General features: G+C 49.8%; 13 protein-coding genes and 1 tRNA gene. 4 read left to right on the top strand and 10 right to left on the bottom strand.

Annotated elements, in window-relative coordinates; all coding sequences use genetic code 11:
• Positions 1 to 674: 674 nt before the first annotated feature.
• From MR847_RS08025 to MR847_RS08010, 4 genes are all read right to left on the bottom strand, one after another.
• Positions 675 to 4,007, bottom strand: coding sequence for a fibro-slime domain-containing protein (locus MR847_RS08025; protein WP_287723468.1), 3,333 nt, complete (start codon positions 4,005 to 4,007; stop codon positions 675 to 677).
• Between the two features lie 181 nt (positions 4,008 to 4,188).
• The gene (locus MR847_RS08020) at positions 4,189 to 4,956 is read right to left on the bottom strand and encodes a sulfite exporter TauE/SafE family protein (protein ID WP_277000652.1); all 768 of its coding nucleotides are present in this window, start codon (positions 4,954 to 4,956) and stop codon (positions 4,189 to 4,191) included.
• Positions 4,953 to 6,155: a hypothetical protein gene (locus MR847_RS08015; RefSeq protein WP_287723467.1), complete on the bottom strand. Its 1,203-nt coding sequence runs from the start codon at positions 6,153 to 6,155 to the stop codon at positions 4,953 to 4,955. Before MR847_RS08015 ends, MR847_RS08020 begins: the two co-directional genes overlap by 4 nt.
• Before the next feature lie 3 nt (positions 6,156 to 6,158).
• On the bottom strand, positions 6,159 to 9,326 hold the full coding sequence (locus tag MR847_RS08010; RefSeq protein ID WP_287723466.1) for a transglycosylase domain-containing protein: 3,168 nt from the start codon (positions 9,324 to 9,326) through the stop codon (positions 6,159 to 6,161).
• 109 nt (positions 9,327 to 9,435) lie between these two features.
• Here MR847_RS08010 and MR847_RS08005 point away from each other — a divergent pair.
• Positions 9,436 to 9,523: transfer RNA gene (locus tag MR847_RS08005), tRNA-Ser, on the top strand.
• 58 nt (positions 9,524 to 9,581) lie between these two features.
• Here MR847_RS08005 and MR847_RS08000 read toward each other — a convergent pair.
• The 6 genes from MR847_RS08000 to rsmA form a co-directional block, all read right to left on the bottom strand.
• The gene (locus MR847_RS08000; RefSeq protein WP_287723465.1) at positions 9,582 to 10,286 is read right to left on the bottom strand and encodes a histidine phosphatase family protein; all 705 of its coding nucleotides are present in this window, start codon (positions 10,284 to 10,286) and stop codon (positions 9,582 to 9,584) included.
• Positions 10,283 to 10,843 (bottom strand): phosphatase PAP2 family protein, encoded by a 561-nt coding sequence (locus MR847_RS07995; protein ID WP_100426786.1) that lies wholly within the window; start codon positions 10,841 to 10,843, stop codon positions 10,283 to 10,285. The genes MR847_RS08000 and MR847_RS07995 overlap by 4 nt, the downstream gene beginning before the upstream one ends.
• A gap of 15 nt (positions 10,844 to 10,858) precedes the next feature.
• A complete protein-coding gene (rdgB, locus tag MR847_RS07990; protein WP_100425399.1) occupies positions 10,859 to 11,473 on the bottom strand; it encodes an RdgB/HAM1 family non-canonical purine NTP pyrophosphatase in 615 nt (204 codons plus the stop codon).
• Positions 11,470 to 12,387 carry a hypothetical protein gene (locus tag MR847_RS07985; RefSeq protein ID WP_287723464.1) on the bottom strand — a complete coding sequence of 306 codons (918 nt, stop codon included), beginning with the start codon at positions 12,385 to 12,387 and terminating at the stop codon, positions 11,470 to 11,472. The genes rdgB and MR847_RS07985 overlap by 4 nt, the downstream gene beginning before the upstream one ends.
• A 3-nt stretch (positions 12,388 to 12,390) precedes the next feature.
• On the bottom strand, positions 12,391 to 12,876 hold the full coding sequence (locus tag MR847_RS07980) for a hypothetical protein (protein ID WP_287723463.1): 486 nt from the start codon (positions 12,874 to 12,876) through the stop codon (positions 12,391 to 12,393).
• A gap of 68 nt (positions 12,877 to 12,944) precedes the next feature.
• On the bottom strand, positions 12,945 to 13,727 hold the full coding sequence (gene rsmA, locus MR847_RS07975) for a 16S rRNA (adenine(1518)-N(6)/adenine(1519)-N(6))-dimethyltransferase RsmA (protein WP_100425396.1): 783 nt from the start codon (positions 13,725 to 13,727) through the stop codon (positions 12,945 to 12,947).
• A 29-nt stretch (positions 13,728 to 13,756) separates the two neighbouring features.
• Between rsmA and MR847_RS07970 the strand changes: the two genes are divergently transcribed.
• The 3 genes from MR847_RS07970 (at position 13,757) to MR847_RS07960 (ending at position 16,204) form a co-directional block, all read left to right on the top strand.
• Positions 13,757 to 14,167: a DUF8440 family protein gene (locus MR847_RS07970; protein ID WP_277000622.1), complete on the top strand. Its 411-nt coding sequence runs from the start codon at positions 13,757 to 13,759 to the stop codon at positions 14,165 to 14,167.
• Between the two features lie 101 nt (positions 14,168 to 14,268).
• Positions 14,269 to 14,658 carry a hypothetical protein gene (locus MR847_RS07965; protein ID WP_106520189.1) on the top strand — a complete coding sequence of 130 codons (390 nt, stop codon included), beginning with the start codon at positions 14,269 to 14,271 and terminating at the stop codon, positions 14,656 to 14,658.
• A 91-nt stretch (positions 14,659 to 14,749) separates the two neighbouring features.
• Entirely contained in the window at positions 14,750 to 16,204 is a 1,455-nt protein-coding gene (locus MR847_RS07960; RefSeq protein WP_287723462.1) for a phosphomannomutase, read from the top strand.
• Positions 16,205 to 16,210: the final 6 nt, after the last annotated feature.

Genomic DNA, 16,210 nt, shown 5'->3' with positions numbered 1-16,210 from the left:
GGCCAATTATAGAAATCCCCACGGATTCGTCAAGGGGTTCCTGCGCAGATTTCTGCGAATTTCCTCGTTTTTTTTTCTTACAACGCCTGTTTGCCGTCTAAACGCCGTCAAAAAACCGCATATTTCCATATTGTCCACAATCAATCCACGCATTTCTTCCTTTTTCGCCGCCATTTTTTTTCGATCCCCCCGAAAATGCAGTCCCGGAGGCCTCTCGAAACCGCTCCGGGACCGTCCGAAGGCGCCCCTCGGAGGCGCCCCCCCCCTCCTTTGATGCGCTGTCTGACCCCCATCTCTACCCCCATCTCTACCGCGATGCCGTCCTCGACGCCGTTCCCGTAGACGGGGCCGTCCTCTGCCTCGAGCCGCGTCCCGTCCCCTGTCCCATAGGGCTTTGTCCTAAAATCTTTCGCGCAGGGCTTCCCGGGGGATTGGAGCCTTCCCGTCATTTTGCAACAAATTCACTTCCCGTTCGTTTGTACTCACACGGACGGTCAGGCAGAAAGGGCCGCGTCTTGCCGGGCAGGGACCACGCAGAGCCTGCGGCGTATCGCGCCTGTTTCAAGCCCGCCTTCTCCGTAAAAACTTGCCCCCTGAATTTTGGGGGCAAACACGATACGACACCTGCAATTCCACGTTGTGCGGGCCAAGGCATGATCCAAGGGATTTCTTGTTTAGCGAAGAAGGCCGACCGATCTTCTGACGCCCCAGACATTTTCCGTTGTCTTCTTAAGGACACGGTTGCCGACGAGCATTCGAACATCTAAGCGAACAACGTAAGCGCCTGTTCCCACGAGACGTCCCGAACTGCTACGCATATTCCAGGCGAGGAACAAAGCCTTTTTGCCCGTGGTGCAATCCCCCGAGAAAATGGCGTCAGAACAATTGATCGTTCCGTATGCGGAATTCACATACTCGCCGAGGTTTGTGAAGTAATACGTTTCGTACTCGATTTCAATGTCATCGACCGTGTACGCTTTTTCTCCTTCTTTGAGATTCGAATTCACATCTTCCAAAGCGCCGAGAATTCCATCAAAGGAAACCAGCTGCCCGTGGCGTCCGGTAGCAACCGCCACTTCTTCGGCAGATCTCCCTGCAGCAACGGCAATTGTTTCAACGGTCGGAGATTTTTCAGAAGGAGCAGTTTCCGGTGTAAGCGAAACCACTTCAGTCGATGCGACGGATACAGCACCACCACCCGTGACACGGACCCACGGATTATTTTCGTGTGCTGTATTGCCCGACATATCCATGGCGAGACTTGGAACAAAGCGGACGCTGTCACCCGGTTCCGGAGCATCTCCTGCAAGGACGTGGTAATACAGCTGAACTCGATCCGGAGCGGATCTAACACTATAGCTCGCTTCAACGACTCCCATGGAAAGAGTGCCCGAGCGCCAACGTTTGAATTCAAACGCCTGCGGAAGATTCACCGTTTGACTGTCGGCAAGCGCTTCACTGATACTAAGCGTCAGCACAGAGATATCATCTTCCACGGAGAGAGAAGCTCCCGTAAGAATTTCGCCGACGTGATCATCGAGAATTCCATCCAAACGGAACACATCCCCGTCATACGTATAGTACGCGGAAATGCTACCGCTATAAGCAACAGAAGCAAGGCCCGTGAAGATTCCAGATGTGAACGCATCACTTGTAAGGCTCACCGATTCGTTATCGACACGTTCAAAAGAACTGAACTTGCTCGAAGAAGTATCACGGAAGACCCAGTACAGAGAATCCGGAGCATCTTCTCTATCAGGAGCGTAAGAGAACTTCACATAAATGCTGTCTCCGATACCATCACCATTGCGGTCATACATGCCAGCTGTTTCGATCTTTGGCACAGGAGGTTCTTTGAGCGTAATACCGCTCCAAACCAAGAGGTTTTCCACGGCAGAAGCCTGCACCATGAATGACGCATTATCCACTGCTTCCTGAGCCATCACAAAGAACTTCGCCTGACCTTTTACCATCTTGACGGTGGAGACACGGTTTCCTTCTTCATCGAGAAAGATGAGCTTCGAAGTTGAAGCATTCAAGAAGAGGTCCGTTGAAAGCAAAGTGTCATACGTCAAAGCGACATAGACCGGATACATGATGCTTGCCCATTCACCAAGCGTTGCCGTATCTGCATCGATTACATTGTACTCGGAATCCGCAAATGCGATGGCGATATCCGGAACATCGATTGCCGGTTCAGGAACCGTGAACGTCATCGTCTTGCTCGCAGCTTCATTCGCCTGCGACGTAAATTCAAAAGTATAGGTTCCCGGAACGAGGCCCGTGATAGCAGTCGTATCGATAGCGAAACCACTCATCGTCGAATTGATGATGATGCCTCCGTAATACGATCCAGCGGTATCAAGCGAAACACCTTCTGCCGGAAGATTTCCACCGTACAAGCGGAAGAGGGACGCAGCCGGTTCATCTTCTGCTGTTGCAGAATAATCACAGGCAAGGCCCGTCGTTTTGATATTCTGCCAAATCGTGTAGGCCTTGCCGCCCGAAGTCGAGCTGTAATCGCGCATACTGTAATACTTGATGGACGTGTGAAGATCCATGGATGTGCGCATGCGGAAGTTACTTTCCGACTGTTTGCGTTCAGCATAGAACATGTCGAAGGTATAAGTTTCACCCGGTGTGAGCCCCATCGTGTCCAAGTTGACTGCACCTGGCTGCTGGTTATGAACACCGCCGATATCCACCGCCAAACGATTATCGATAAAGACCCAAACATCATCATCACCGTAGAAGTCAAAATACTGGCCTTCCACATAGGTGAATTCCGCATGAACCTTCATCGTGAAACCGAAGTTGTGATCGCCTCCGCTACCGTTTAATTTATCATAATAAGGATTTTTTATGGTCTGGGCTTCATCCAAGTACTGGAAATCATCGAGAAGAAATGCGCCACCTTTATTACAGCCCGCACAATCAGTAGTGGAATAATTTTTGTTAATCTGGCCTAGCCAAAGTCCAGTTGTATCTTCGAGAATAATCGTAATATCGCGGCAAGTCGCATTCGTATAAATACTGCCATCCACCACCGCAAGCGTATCCGGAAGGAACCAATGGTTGATGTGATCCGAAGCTTTACAGTTTTCCGGGAAATCCTCGTCATTGCGAACAGGAAGACCGTTTGAGCCGAGTTCCGTTTTCACCATTCCCTTGGCGACCTTATCGCACTTGCCTTCATTATTATGCTTACCGAAGTCTAGACTCGTACCCGTATCTGCAACGGCATTTGTTGTGCCTGAACCGTCCAGCCAGTCATACAGAGTAACAGAAAGCTTGCGCGACGGGCAATCGCCCAAAACTTTGGGATAAGCCGAATAGAGAACCGGAACGCCGCTTTTCGTGTTAATCCAGACGACATCACTGATCCCTGCAATGCTGTCGAGCACAATCTGATCGCCCATAGTCGCACCCGCGGCAGTAAAAATTTCCGGGCCTACTGTCTGGATAAAGATGACATCCATGTAATCTGCAGAAATCATCGCTTCGTACCAGCCGCAGGTATCTTTGACCGCAGTCATTTTTAAAGTATCCTTTGCACCATTATAAACAATGCTCGGAGTAGTGCTTGTCCACGGATCTAAAAAACGGATGATCTTTTGATTGGAGAGTCCTCCCGAAGCGGAAGATCCGCTGGAACCCGAAGATGACGGAGCCTCACCCGCAAAAGCCATTATTTTGCCATACGCATCTACAGTCAAATAAATAACGCTTTCGTCCGATAATGCGGAGAGCGAATAGGATTGCGAATAATCGGAGCCACTGTAAACCGTAACCGTTTTGTTTCCACCGATGGAATTATTATAAGTAGCTGTATAATAGCCACTCGCATCTTCCGTTAGAGTATATTTCTTGTTACTACCCGAGAAAGCAAGATATAAATTCCCATTTTCTGCCCACTCTTCCGAAACGGAAACATAAAACGTCACAGCGCCAAACGCTGACGAAAAGGTCATCAGGGCAAGCGCCCAGACCCATACATACAATCTCATCCCAACATCTCCTTTTCACCCACCAAATAACCAAAATTTCAATTTAATCTCGAGAAAGCGTTTTCGACGAAAACATATTAAAAGTTTACATAAAGCTTTTCGATTCGGGTGAATTTGTACCAATTTTCGTGTAGAAAATGGGCAAGATCGTATAAAACGCTTAAAATCGCGCGGGAACGCCTTAAACGAACAAATCTTTCAGCAAAACGGTCGCGATCACGAGGCTCGACACCGAAATAAAGCGCTTAACAAAGACATTTCCCTTTTTACGCTGCAGACGGCTGCCGAGAAGCCCTCCCAAAATAGAGCCCGCAGAAACGCAAATCGCAAGTCCCCATTCTACCTTGCCGATCAGAATCAGACCCAAGGTACTCACAAACAGGAATGTAGAAGTCAGCGCATTTTTGATTGCATTCACATGCAACAGGTCGAGACCCGTATAACGGGAAAGCGAAAAAATTTGAAGAAATCCTACACCGACCTGAATAATGCAACCGTAAATCGAGATCGCAAAAAAACCGAGAAAGGCCGGCAAGGACATTTTTTCGGGAGGCGTTGCAGGAGGCTTTCCCAAGAAATCCCTTTTAAGCTGCCCCATGATGACCACCAAAAGAATTGCCAAGGAAAGGATTCCCTGAAAAACTTTGTCGTTCAACTTCGCTAGAAAGAAGATGCCGAACAATGAACCGACCAGAGTCGGCCAAAGAAGGCGAAAATAAATCTCCTTGTTTAAGAGCCCATGCTTGCACATGTTAAGCGCCGACGTCAAATTTCCGAGGAAAAGTCCGATGCGGTTCGTGCCATTCGCCACGGTTGGCGGAAGGCCGAGGAAAATCATGATGGGAAGGCTAATGGTACTGCCGCCGCCTGCAATGCTGTTAATAGCACTTGCCAAAATACCGACGAAGAAAAAGGCAACGTAGAGATACCATTCATAACCGAATATCATTTGGAGAGTTCCGATTGCAAGAATTGCTTATTCGAAAGAACCGTGGCACGGTCTTTATATTCTGGGGCGAATTCAAGGCAATCGTCGAGTTCCGCGATCGCTTTGGAAATTATATCGACCTTGTTTGCCTTTTTGTTTTGGGATTGTGCAAATAGCGTTGCCGTGAGCTTGCGCTTTTCGGTGCAGTAACCTACGTACACAGCATCCAGTTCGCGCAGGGCTTCTCCACGGAGACTGCTCGATTTGAGCTTAAAGAGAATTTCTTTGGCGGCGGACCACTTTTTGTTCGCGGAAAGATGTTTTGCTTCTTCCAAAGATTTTTTAGGATCGTGAGTCTTCCAATATTCGGCGGACGAACTCGATTCATCCATGCGCAAGGAAGAAATTTTAAGCAGTGCATTTTGAAGTCCAAGCGTATCGACAAAATCCGAATAACGGAGAATCAAATCGGAAAGTTTTTGTTCGGCGGCATCGAAGGCTGCCTTTTCGCCGGCAAGAGTCAGAGCTTCATCACGGCTGGATTTGACTTTTTCAAACGTGCGAACGTAAGCGATTCGCGAAAGAGAATCGACAATGCGACGAATAGAATCGCTCGGAGTGCTTGCGCAAATCGTGTCGGCAAGAGCCTTGACTTCTGCATAAGGAGCGCGACGCGAGTTCGCATTCACCATGGCGATTAAAAACTGTTGCAAGTCCGCATCCTTTTTCGAATACCCACTGCGCACTTTTTCTCCAATCGATTTTGCCTGGGATTGCCATTCCTTCCACAGCGGATTCAATACGGAAAAACGTTCGACAATCGCTGCCGCTGAATCTAAATTTCCCGCTGCGTAAAAAGAATCCGCTCGGGTCAACGCCTTTTGGGCGAGCCTTGGAATTTCCACGTAGATATCCGGCACAGCATTTGCAAGCGCCATCGGTTCTGTTTCAGGCGTCATCGGTTTTGTTTCAGGCGCCATCGGTTCTGTTTCAAGCGTCATCGGTTCATTGGCAGGCGCAACCGGGGCGAAGGCTTCCGTGTTTTTATCGGATGCGACGGAAGATTCGGAAGAATCTTTTTTCGGAGCTGTTTGCAAAACAGTTTCCGAGGTCGGTTGCGGGTCGGACTGCGGTACGGTTTGCGGAGTCGTTCCTACGCAAGCCATCAAAAAGAGAACGCCCGTGCAGAGAATGGTCGAAAAACGCTTTGTCAAATGCATAAATTAAAATTCTCCCGGTTCGATAGGAACAAAAGCATTGTCGCCTGTAAAGTCTGCGGGAAGTTCAAATTCGTCTTCTTCCTTTGGAACAGGGACATTCTGAGCAGGCAAAACTTCCGGCGCAAAGCTCGGCATGGAAAGAGACGTTACAATTCCCGTATTCGCCGCGGTCGCCGCTGCAGTTTCCATCTGAACCGGAGACATGTAGCCCGGCACATCGAGCAGCGGAATGCTGCGGGCCGATTCCGTTGCCGCATAAACAGGAAGACCTGTCATCGGATGCACCTGAACTTCGCCGCGTTCCGTTCCCAAGCGAAGCGGAATCGTCCCTTTCGCAAGCATTGAAATGTCGAGGAAGTCCACCTTTTCGTTTTCCTTGCGAACTTCAACCACCTTCTTTGCAAAGTCCGCCCATTGCGGAAGACCGCCCGAAGAACCTGCAATGCGCGTTCTGCCGGATTTCAGCGGGCGGTTGTCGTCAAAGCCCACATAACTCCCGATGGCGATGACCGAATCCAAACCGAAGCCGTTCTTTTGCGGAACGAAAGTCGGAATTGCTCCGAGGAACGCCACGTTGCGGTAATCGTTTGTCGTACCCGTTTTTCCAAAGGCCGGATAGAGAAGCGTATTGTCGCCCGACGGAGAACGCATGGTGAGGTTCTGATACTGGCTGCGAGCGGTACCGTATTGGAAGACCGCGTGGAGCATGACCGCCATCTGTTCTGTGATCGTATCGGAAAGGACTTTTTTCGTTTCAATGGAATTTTCAAAGATGCGATGTCCGTCGCGATCACGAATTTCCTGGATGAGGCAGGGTTCGTTCCATTCGCCATCGGCGCACTTGTAAAGGTTGCCCGTGAGAAGCGTCTGGTAAGCGGTCGTCATTTCGGCGAGCGGAATTTCATTCACGCCGAGAGGCATGGACAGCACTTCACGAAGCTTTCCGTGAATGCCGATTTCCTCGGCGAACCTGGCAAACGCCGCCATGGCGACGGAGCGTCTAAAGTCGGGCCAATAGAACAGTTCTTCCACCTTCGAATAATCGATGTCTTCGCGCGGAATGCCCATCATTCCATTCAAGCGGCGAATATCCGAAAGGTTCAAGCCCGGGTAAACTTCTTCGTCGGTAAGGGTTGTCGTGGCTGTCGGCTCTTCTGGATTAAGCGCCTTTAAGTCGCGGTCTTTAAGAATGGCGAGATAGTGCAAGAAGTTGTGATTGAAATAGGCGAAGTATTCCTTTTGAATCTTGCGATATTTTTTCTTGCCGTTTTCGACATTTCTACCGTAGAACATATTGCGAAGAGCACGGGCAGCGGCCGGGCGATTTTCGTAAAGCAACTTTTCGTAAAGGGCTTTCTGCGCCTTGGAAAACTCGATTTCCTGCTTAGCGATTTCGTTCAGATACAAGCCGTGCTTGTCGCGAAGACGCTTGCGGTAATCGTCAAAGGATTCGTCGTCACGCTTTAAGTATCCTGCATCGGCAGCGATCCCAGCGAATTCTTCGATTGATACCTTATCGAGAAGATGGTCCAAAAGCCAGATGCTCGAAATGTTTTCCGAACGGACCGCAGCCCACAGAATGCTGACCGTTTCGCCCTTGTTCTTATGATCGGGTCGCGGGAAGTAAAATTCATTTTCATACTGGAACAGGTTGAACTCATTTTCAAGTTCATCCAGATAGTGCCAGTGGTAATTCAGAGCCGCCGCATACAAAAGAGGTTTCCAGCTCGAACCGAGCTGTCTCTTCGCCTTAAAGGACCGGTCATAGCCCGTATTGTGGAAACCCGCCTGGCTCGCCACGACTTCTCCGTTCTGCAACGCGACCAGCGCCCCCTGTAGAACCGGTTCCGTTTCGACGAGGCACGGAACAGCTCCGTTCACCTTGACCGAATCCTTCACACTCACGAGCAACACGGAACCCTTGGCAAGACGCGGAGAAAGAACCGTTTTTACATCCGCATTCATCCGTTTGCCAAGATCCGCCAAGTCCGCAGCACCGACATGTCCGTGCAACTGACCAAAAGACAGATAGATGTCCGAAAGGTTTCCCTTTCCATCGTAATTCACCGAATCCACCGCGCCGTACAGGTAGTCGCCGGTACGGGCAAAAGCGGCGCGGTTCGGAAGATCGGACTTCGGCAGAACAAAACCGCCGAGCTTCACCTGCAAGTTCGAAATGTTATTCTGCACGGCACGCTTTGCCGCCATCTGGTAATCCGCATCGAGAGTCGTCACGATCTGCAACTGCGCCTTGCGCCAGTCCGAAATGCCTTCTTTTTCAAAGAGAGCCTGGTAGAAATCGGAATCGAACTTTTCTTCAATGCGTTCCAGCTGTGTCGAAAGCGAAAATCGGAAATTTCCATGGTTGAATTCAAGAGGCTTTGCAAGCGCCGAATCCATCTGTTCCTGGGTGATGTAATCTTCCTCGACCATGCGGCCGAGCACATAATTCAAACGAGCCTTGCCACGTTCGAGCGCGCGGTCTCTGCGCTGTTGATTACGCTGAATGAACGGATCGTAATTGAAAGGACCTTTGACGGAGCCCGCGATAAACGCGCATTCCGCCAGAGTCAATTCCTGAAGATCCTTGTTGAAGAAATACTGGGCGGCAATCGCCACACCCTTACCCGTACCGGAAACGTGGAACTGGTTCAGGTAGAATTCGAGAATTTCTTCTTTCGAAAAATGCTTTTCCATGCGAAGAGCATTGATCAATTCCTTCCACTTCGCCTTGATGCTCCGTTCTTCACGCCCGTAAATATTTTTGACCGTCTGCTGGGTAAGCGTGGAACCGCCCTGCTGCAAGCGTCCGGCGCGGATATTGTTTACCATTGCACGGGAAAAGCCCGTAATGTCAAAACCGCCATGCTCAAAATAGCGGGCATCTTCTGCCGCCACGAGAGCATTCACGATATTTTCCGGAATTTCCCCATAAGGTACATAAATACGGTGGTTCACATCGAAAAATGAACCCAAAAGGCGTTCCCCGTCGCGGTAATACACGCGGGATTCCCCCGAAAGCTCCGAAAGGATGTAATGACGGTTAAAAATACCGTCCGGATCCTTGGTCGGTAGGACACGGAATACAATAATATAGAGGGGAATCAGGCACAGAATCCCGACAACGAAAAACGCGACTGCGATTTTTAAGAGGGTTTTCAAGAATTTCATAGCATTTTCCGGAGCTGAATCAGGGAAAAAAATAGCTAATCGTGGCTTTTTCAAAATTTGAACTTGAAATTTCACCGAAAAATATCTAGAATTGTGAACCCCCGAATTAGGGAAGGTGGCCGAGTTGGCCGAAGGCGCGTCCCTGCTAAGGACGTATAGGAGTTTTCCTATCGCGAGTTCGAATCTCGCCCTTCCCGCTCTTAAAGGTTTCTGCGTAAGCAGGGACCTTTAAGCTTTTTAAAGGGATTTTTCCGATTAGATTTGTGTTTTATTATTCGCTTCCCAATCCGAGAAGACGAGATATCCGTCACGGATAAACTTGATCGGTAATATTTTTGCCGTTTCAAGTGGATTTTCCGGTTTATACAGAATCGCTGCACCCGAAAGGAAGTTCAACCAACGGTTTGGGTTAAAGCTGACGTCGGTAAAATGCGAAAGAAACGGCACAACCCAAGCATCATGCGTGCAAAACACGTTAAAATTTCCCGTCGAATGTTCCAAAACGAACTTGAGGAGGGCTTCTGAGCCTTCTTTAACCGGAGTAAATCCCGAAAGTCGCCCGTCCGCGACCCATTTGCAGATCGCCGGATAAAAACCTTCACGCAAATGGCGCATATATTCTTCAAAATCAGATACGTAGAACTCGGCAAGAGGCTGTAAAGGCGCCACTTTTTCGGGAACTGCATATTCCGAAGCTCCACAGGCCTCTGCAATGAAGGCCGCGGTCTGCCGACAGCGAAAAACAGGACTCGATCCGAAGAAATACGGACCGTTCAAAACAGAAAGTTCCTTGCCCGCGGCAAAAGCCTGTTCGCCGCCTTTTTCGGTGAGCGGCACATGAGCGCCGTGGTCCGCGTCTTGAGCGGTAATATGGCGACGTTCCGCATGGCGCAGCAACAAGGTGACGCGTTCACCCGGCGCAATACAGCACAGAACCTGTTCTGCCGATAAAAAACTCATCCCTGGAAATATCCTGAAACGAGCGGTGAAAGGGCGAAGACCCAGACCAGATGTCCAATGGCAAAACTCGCAACGCCAAGTATAAAGCCTCCGATGACATCCGTCAGCCAATGCACTCCGAAATACACGCGGAGAAATCCCCACGTAAGCGGCAGAGCAATCATCACAGCCCCGGCTGCCGGAACCGTCAAAAGCACAGTCGTCGCAATCGCGAGGTTATTCATCGTATGACCAGACGGAAAGCTGTACTTGTCGAGAGGCGGAACCAAAGCCTTGAATTCCGGAATCGCCACAAAAGGACGCGGACGCTTGGTCGAAAGTTTCAGAGTCCAGTACAGCGCAAGGGACGCCACGAGCGAAGGAAAAACCATAGCAAGAACTTCCGCAAGGATCATCGGACCGTGAAACACCAGAATCAAAATGATAATCAACGCCCAAACATAGCCATCTCCCAGACGCGTATAAAGGCGCAACCATTTGTCCGTTTTCGCGGAAAAGCGATGCGAGTAGAGATAACGGGAAAATCTTTCGTCGAAATCAAGAATCTTTTTCAACATCTCTTTTTCCAAAACTTAACGCTCCGAAAGAATCTTTCGAGACTTGAGGATTTCTATCGCATGACCGCGATGGCTCAAAGCCTGTTTTTCTTCGAGAGACATTTCTGCAAAAGTCTGCGTTTTTCCATTCGCCACAAAAAGCGGATCGTAACCAAAGCCTTCCTCTCCGCGAAATTCCTCGATGATTTTTCCCGGGCATTCCCCTTCCACATCATCGATTTTTCCATTCACATGCACAATGCACAAGTGACAGACGAATCGTGCGGAACGATCGGATGCGTCCGAAAGTTCTCGTAAAAGTTTTTCATTGTTTGCACGGGAATTTCCATGTTCCCCAGCAAAGCGGGCACTGTGAATGCCCGGAGCACCGTCAAGAGCCTTGACTTCCAAACCGGAATCATCCGCGATGACCGTCGCCGAAATCTGCTTTGACTTTAAGAATTCGGCAACCGCCAAAGCTTTGATTCGAGCGTTTTCTTGAAAGGAGGAACCGTTTTCTTCTACGTCGATAGAGAAGCCGACTTCCTTCTGTGTTTTGAATTCCAAGTTCGGATCGGAATTTTCAAATGCCTTGGAAAATTCGCGAACCTTGCCAGCGTTTCCAGTTGCGATGACAACAAGTTTTTTCACAAGTCCAGCTCCGAAAGTTTTTTTTGAATTTCCGGAACCTGTTCGAATTTTTCGTGGTACATCGCGCCGACCTTGCGGCAGAGCAGTTCCAGGCGGAAACGTTCCTTCACATCGTTTTCGTTTACACGCAAACGGCGGAGCGTTTCCCCAATCAGCTGCACATCACGCTGATTCTTGTACGGAGCCATAAACGCATAAAAGCGGTCGAGGTTTGTCGAGAACTGTTCTTCGTCGGCAGCCTGGTACAAAAGGTACGGCACCACCTGACGTTCCAAAAGTTCCTGCAGATTGCCGACGAACGTGACGAGGTTGCCGTTGCCCGGCAAGAATTCACCCGTTTCCGGCTTGTTCGTAACAAGGCCGTCCGATTCTATCTGCGAAAGCAGTTCGTTAATGTAGGACTGCTCTTCTGCATTCTGCTGTTCACGGAACTTCGCCTGGTAAAAGATCGGAAGGCTCGTGATGCAGAGGTGCGCCTGGCTCATTCCGGAGAATTCGCCGATGTAATAAATGTCCGCGTTCTCTTCGAGGATTTCTTCTTCGTTATCGTAGAACATGATTTTCGCCGGGACCGGAATGATTTCCATGCTCGAAAGTTCTTCCAGGCGATCCTTGAATGAATCCACGTCCAAGCCTTCGGGAAGTTCTCCGCCGGATTCCTTAATATGTTCGATTATATCAGAAATACCCTTATCCACGGAAGAAGCTCCATCTTCATGCTGCAAAAAACGTTTTATGCTGTTGATCTTTTCGAATTCCCCGCGCACAGCGAGAATGCCATTTCGAACCATCGAAGCAAACGGGATCGGTCCCTCGTTCTGATCTTTGGACGCCGACGGGATGATTTTTGCATACACCACCAAGCGACCGCAAAGCTTTTCGGGATCCCCTTTCTTTTGTTGAATGCCTAACATCGTTTAATCCAGTTTTTTCGCGCTGACGAGTTCCCCGTTTCGAGAAGAGAAGTAGACGGACTTGGCTCCCGGATAAGACTTTTTGAAGAAGTCCTGGAACATTTTCACAGCGGTTTCCTTTTCAAAACCGATTTCATTTGCAGAATTATCATCGACGACGATGCCAAAATTCATGACTCCCGGAATGCGACGGTTGATGTATGCGGCGAATTCTTCATCGGAATTCACCACGTCCGTCGGAGCACGACTGTCGATATCGGAACGCGTGCTGATCGAAAGCGGGTAAAGGTTTCCAGAAACAAGCTGCGACGTGGCGACGTAAAGAGCGTTGCCCATCAAGATTGCAATCGAATCATCCGGTACATAGCGAATTTCCACATTGAACTCGCAGTCGGAAGACATTTCCTTGATTTCCAAAGCCGACGGACCGCAAGCGACAAAAACGCAAGCCATGACAACAGTTAAAAAAGCGAGAACGATTTTTTTCATAACGATTCCTTTTCTTTCAAAATACACATTTTTTACCCGGAGAAAAAGCCTCTCATTCCAGGAATGGCCTAGTTGGACTTCAAAACTTCGTAAAGCTTCAAAAGTTCTTCGGGCGAAAGTTCTTCTGCACGCGTCGTCGGAGCAAATTCGCAACGTTCAAGCGCCTGCGCAATTTTCGCTTTTTCGTAACGGCAAGAAAGCGAATTCGTGATGACCTTGCGCTTTTGCGAAAAAGCGTCTTGGACAAAATCAAAAAAATCCAGCGGAGCATCAAGCGGATCGGGGCGCGGCGTGAGAAGCACCGTGGCGCTATCTACGTTCGGTTTCGGCGTAAAGTGTTCGGGGCCGATCTTGCGAAGCATCTTTCCCGTCGCATGAGCACGGATCCAGACGGAAAGGCTTCCATAGTTTCGGGAATGCGGTTCTGCACAGAACCGTTCCGCAACTTCATACTGGACCATGCACATAAAACCGTGCGTCTTTTTCAGTAACGGCATCACTTTTGCGACGATGCCCGTGGAGATGTTGTACGGCAAATTCCCCGCAAGCCAAGGCTTCGGATTTTCTTTAAGCCATTCGTCGATCGGGAAACGGAGAATGTCCTGGTTCACAATATGGAAATTCGAATAGCCGGCGAACTTGTCCTTGAGATAGGCGACACATTCCTCGTCGATTTCGACAGCCGTTACCGGAACGCCCTGAGCGAGCAAAGGTTCCGTCAGGGATCCATGGCCCGGACCGATTTCTAGAATGGAGTCACCCGCAGACAGCGGAATATCCGAGGCAAGCAGGTTCGCAGTCTCCACATCCAAAAAATTTTGGCCAAAGCGGCGTCGACGATCTCTATCCATGCTGTAAATTTAGATATATTAAAGAAGCCATGAAACGACAGTCGCAAAATGCAATTCTATTTTTCGCAAGTTTATTATTTGCCCTTGCGTTAGGATTCCATGCCCTCGCCGTCTCATCCCAGGCACCGAGACCTTCGAATTCAAATTACGTCCAGACGGATTTTTCCGAAGACGCTTCCATTTCCAGCCCTGACAATTTCGCTTCTGCAGCCGCCATTCTTGACACGCGCAGAACGATTCCGCAGACTTTTTTCCGCGGCCAACGCCTTCACCCAAATTCGCAAACCGACGGTCGTCACACCGTTTTTCAGCACAATCTTTTCACCTGGAACGAAAAACGCGTCTTCTTGAAGAAAGAAGACCGCAAGCCCACGTCGCAGGATTCCTACTGCACCCCAAAGGCTTACTACATCTTCGCTCTCGAACGCATTCTCTGTTGAAAACATTCTCTTTCTAAAAAATCCTCTAAAGAAGTCCCGTTAAAAGACGGAATTCTTTTTGCGCGTATGCGCCAAAATACACCTTTTAAAAAGAGAACATCATGCAAGAAAATGAACTCGCGATGCAGAATGCGCTCGCTAAAAATTCCAACATTCAAATTTCAACAAAGTTCTTCGGTTTACTGACAAAGGTCATTTATAAACCAACAGCATCTCCCATCAGCAAAACTTACCTCGAATACGACCCTGCGGAAGGCGCTCTTGTGGAACAAATTCTTTTTGCACCCAGTACTGAACTTTCTGCACTTTGCAATCATAAGCTGAAAGCTTCCGAAAACGGAAAATTCAGCTTGTATCTTCTAGCTTCCAAGGATCACCGTTTTGCGGCTCTCCAGCTTTCGGAATACAGCGATTTTTCTTACGCCCCCGTCGGAGAAATCCGTATTGTCGAAGGCGATGATGCAAGGCAAATCCTCCAAGTATTTGTCTAATTCGACTTAAATCCCCAAAAGCCGGGCTGCCCGGGCGTCATTTCGGTATCGCTTCGGGCAGCCTTTCTTTTGCTTTTAATATATTTCAAGCATGAAGATTTCCGTAAACGACATGATGAATTCGAGCGGCGTCGGCTTCGGTACGAGTGGCGCCCGCGGTCTCGTTTCCAAAATGACGGACCTCGTGTGCTACAGCTACACCCACGCATTCCTCGCCTACTGCGAAAAGAATTACCCGTCCGAAAAGACGGTTGCAATTGCAGGCGATTTACGCCCGAGCACGGGTCGCATTCTACAGGCTCTCGCGACGGCCGCCATCGATATGGATTGGAAGGTCATTTACAGCGGACGCATTCCGAGCCCGGCGATCGCCCTTTACGGGATCGAAAAGGCTCTCCCGTCCATCATGGTCACCGGAAGCCATATTCCAGCCGACCGCAACGGCATCAAGTTTAACCACCCGAAGGGTGAAATTTCGAAGAAAGACGAAACGGGCATCCGAGCCGAATCCTTCGAAGTCGAAGATTCCAAGTTCGACAAGGGCATGCTCAAGTCCCCGGCCACCCTTCCAGCAGAAGACCCGACCGCCCGTGAAGACTACACAAACCGCTACATCGCCTTCTTCGGCGAAAAGGCTCTTTCCGGCTTCACCATCGGTATGTACCAACATTCCGCAGTGGGCCGCGACATCATCACGGACATTCTGACAAAGCTCGGCGCTTACGTCAAGCCGCTCGGACGTTCCGAAACGTTCATCCCAGTCGACACCGAAGCGGTTCGTCCGGAAGACATTGAACTCGGCATCCAATGGGCAAAGGAAGGCCTTGACGCAATTATCAGCACCGATGGCGACAGCGACCGCCCGCTCTTTGCAGACGCGACCGGCAAGTGGGTCCGTGGGGACGTCCTCGGCATTCTCGCCGCCGCATCTCTTGGCATTGAACGCATAGCAACTCCGGTGAGCTGCAATACGGCTCTTGAAAAATGTGGACTTTTCGATAAAACTCTCCGCACCCGCATCGGAAGTCCGTACGTCATCGCCGGCATGCAGGAACTCGACGGCGAAGGTAAAACCGTCGCAGGCTACGAAGCCAACGGAGGATTCCTTCTCGAAACGGACATCACCTTGGACGGCAAGACCCTCAAGGCTCTCGCGACCCGCGACGCCCTGCTTCCGCAGCTCGCCATCCTCGTTCGAGCCCGCAAGGAACTCACCGGCGTTGAAGATCTGTTCAAGAGTCTTCCGAAGCGCTTTACCGCAAGCGACCGCGTCAAAGAATTCCCGACCGAAAAGAGCAAGGCGAAAGTCGCCGAAATCGCCGAAAAGAAGCTCGGTGAAAAGTATTTTGGAAAACTCGTCGGAAAGCTCGTCGCCGAAGATTCGACTGACGGCTACCGCATGACCTTTGACCAGGGCGACATCATTCACCTGCGTCCGAGCGGCAACGCTCCGGAACTCCGCTGCTACATCGAAAGCGATACCGCTGCCCGAGCCGAAGAACTCAAGGGAAAGGTTCTCGCCATTATGCAGGGTTGGAAAGCCTAAATTTTA

It is taken from the genome of Hallerella sp. (assembly GCF_022776125.1).
In the GTDB taxonomy this organism is placed as follows: Bacteria; Fibrobacterota; Fibrobacteria; order Fibrobacterales; family Fibrobacteraceae; genus Hallerella; species Hallerella succinigenes.
Note: the sequence above shows the minus strand (reverse complement) of the source record. Positions and strands in the feature narration are given on the sequence as shown.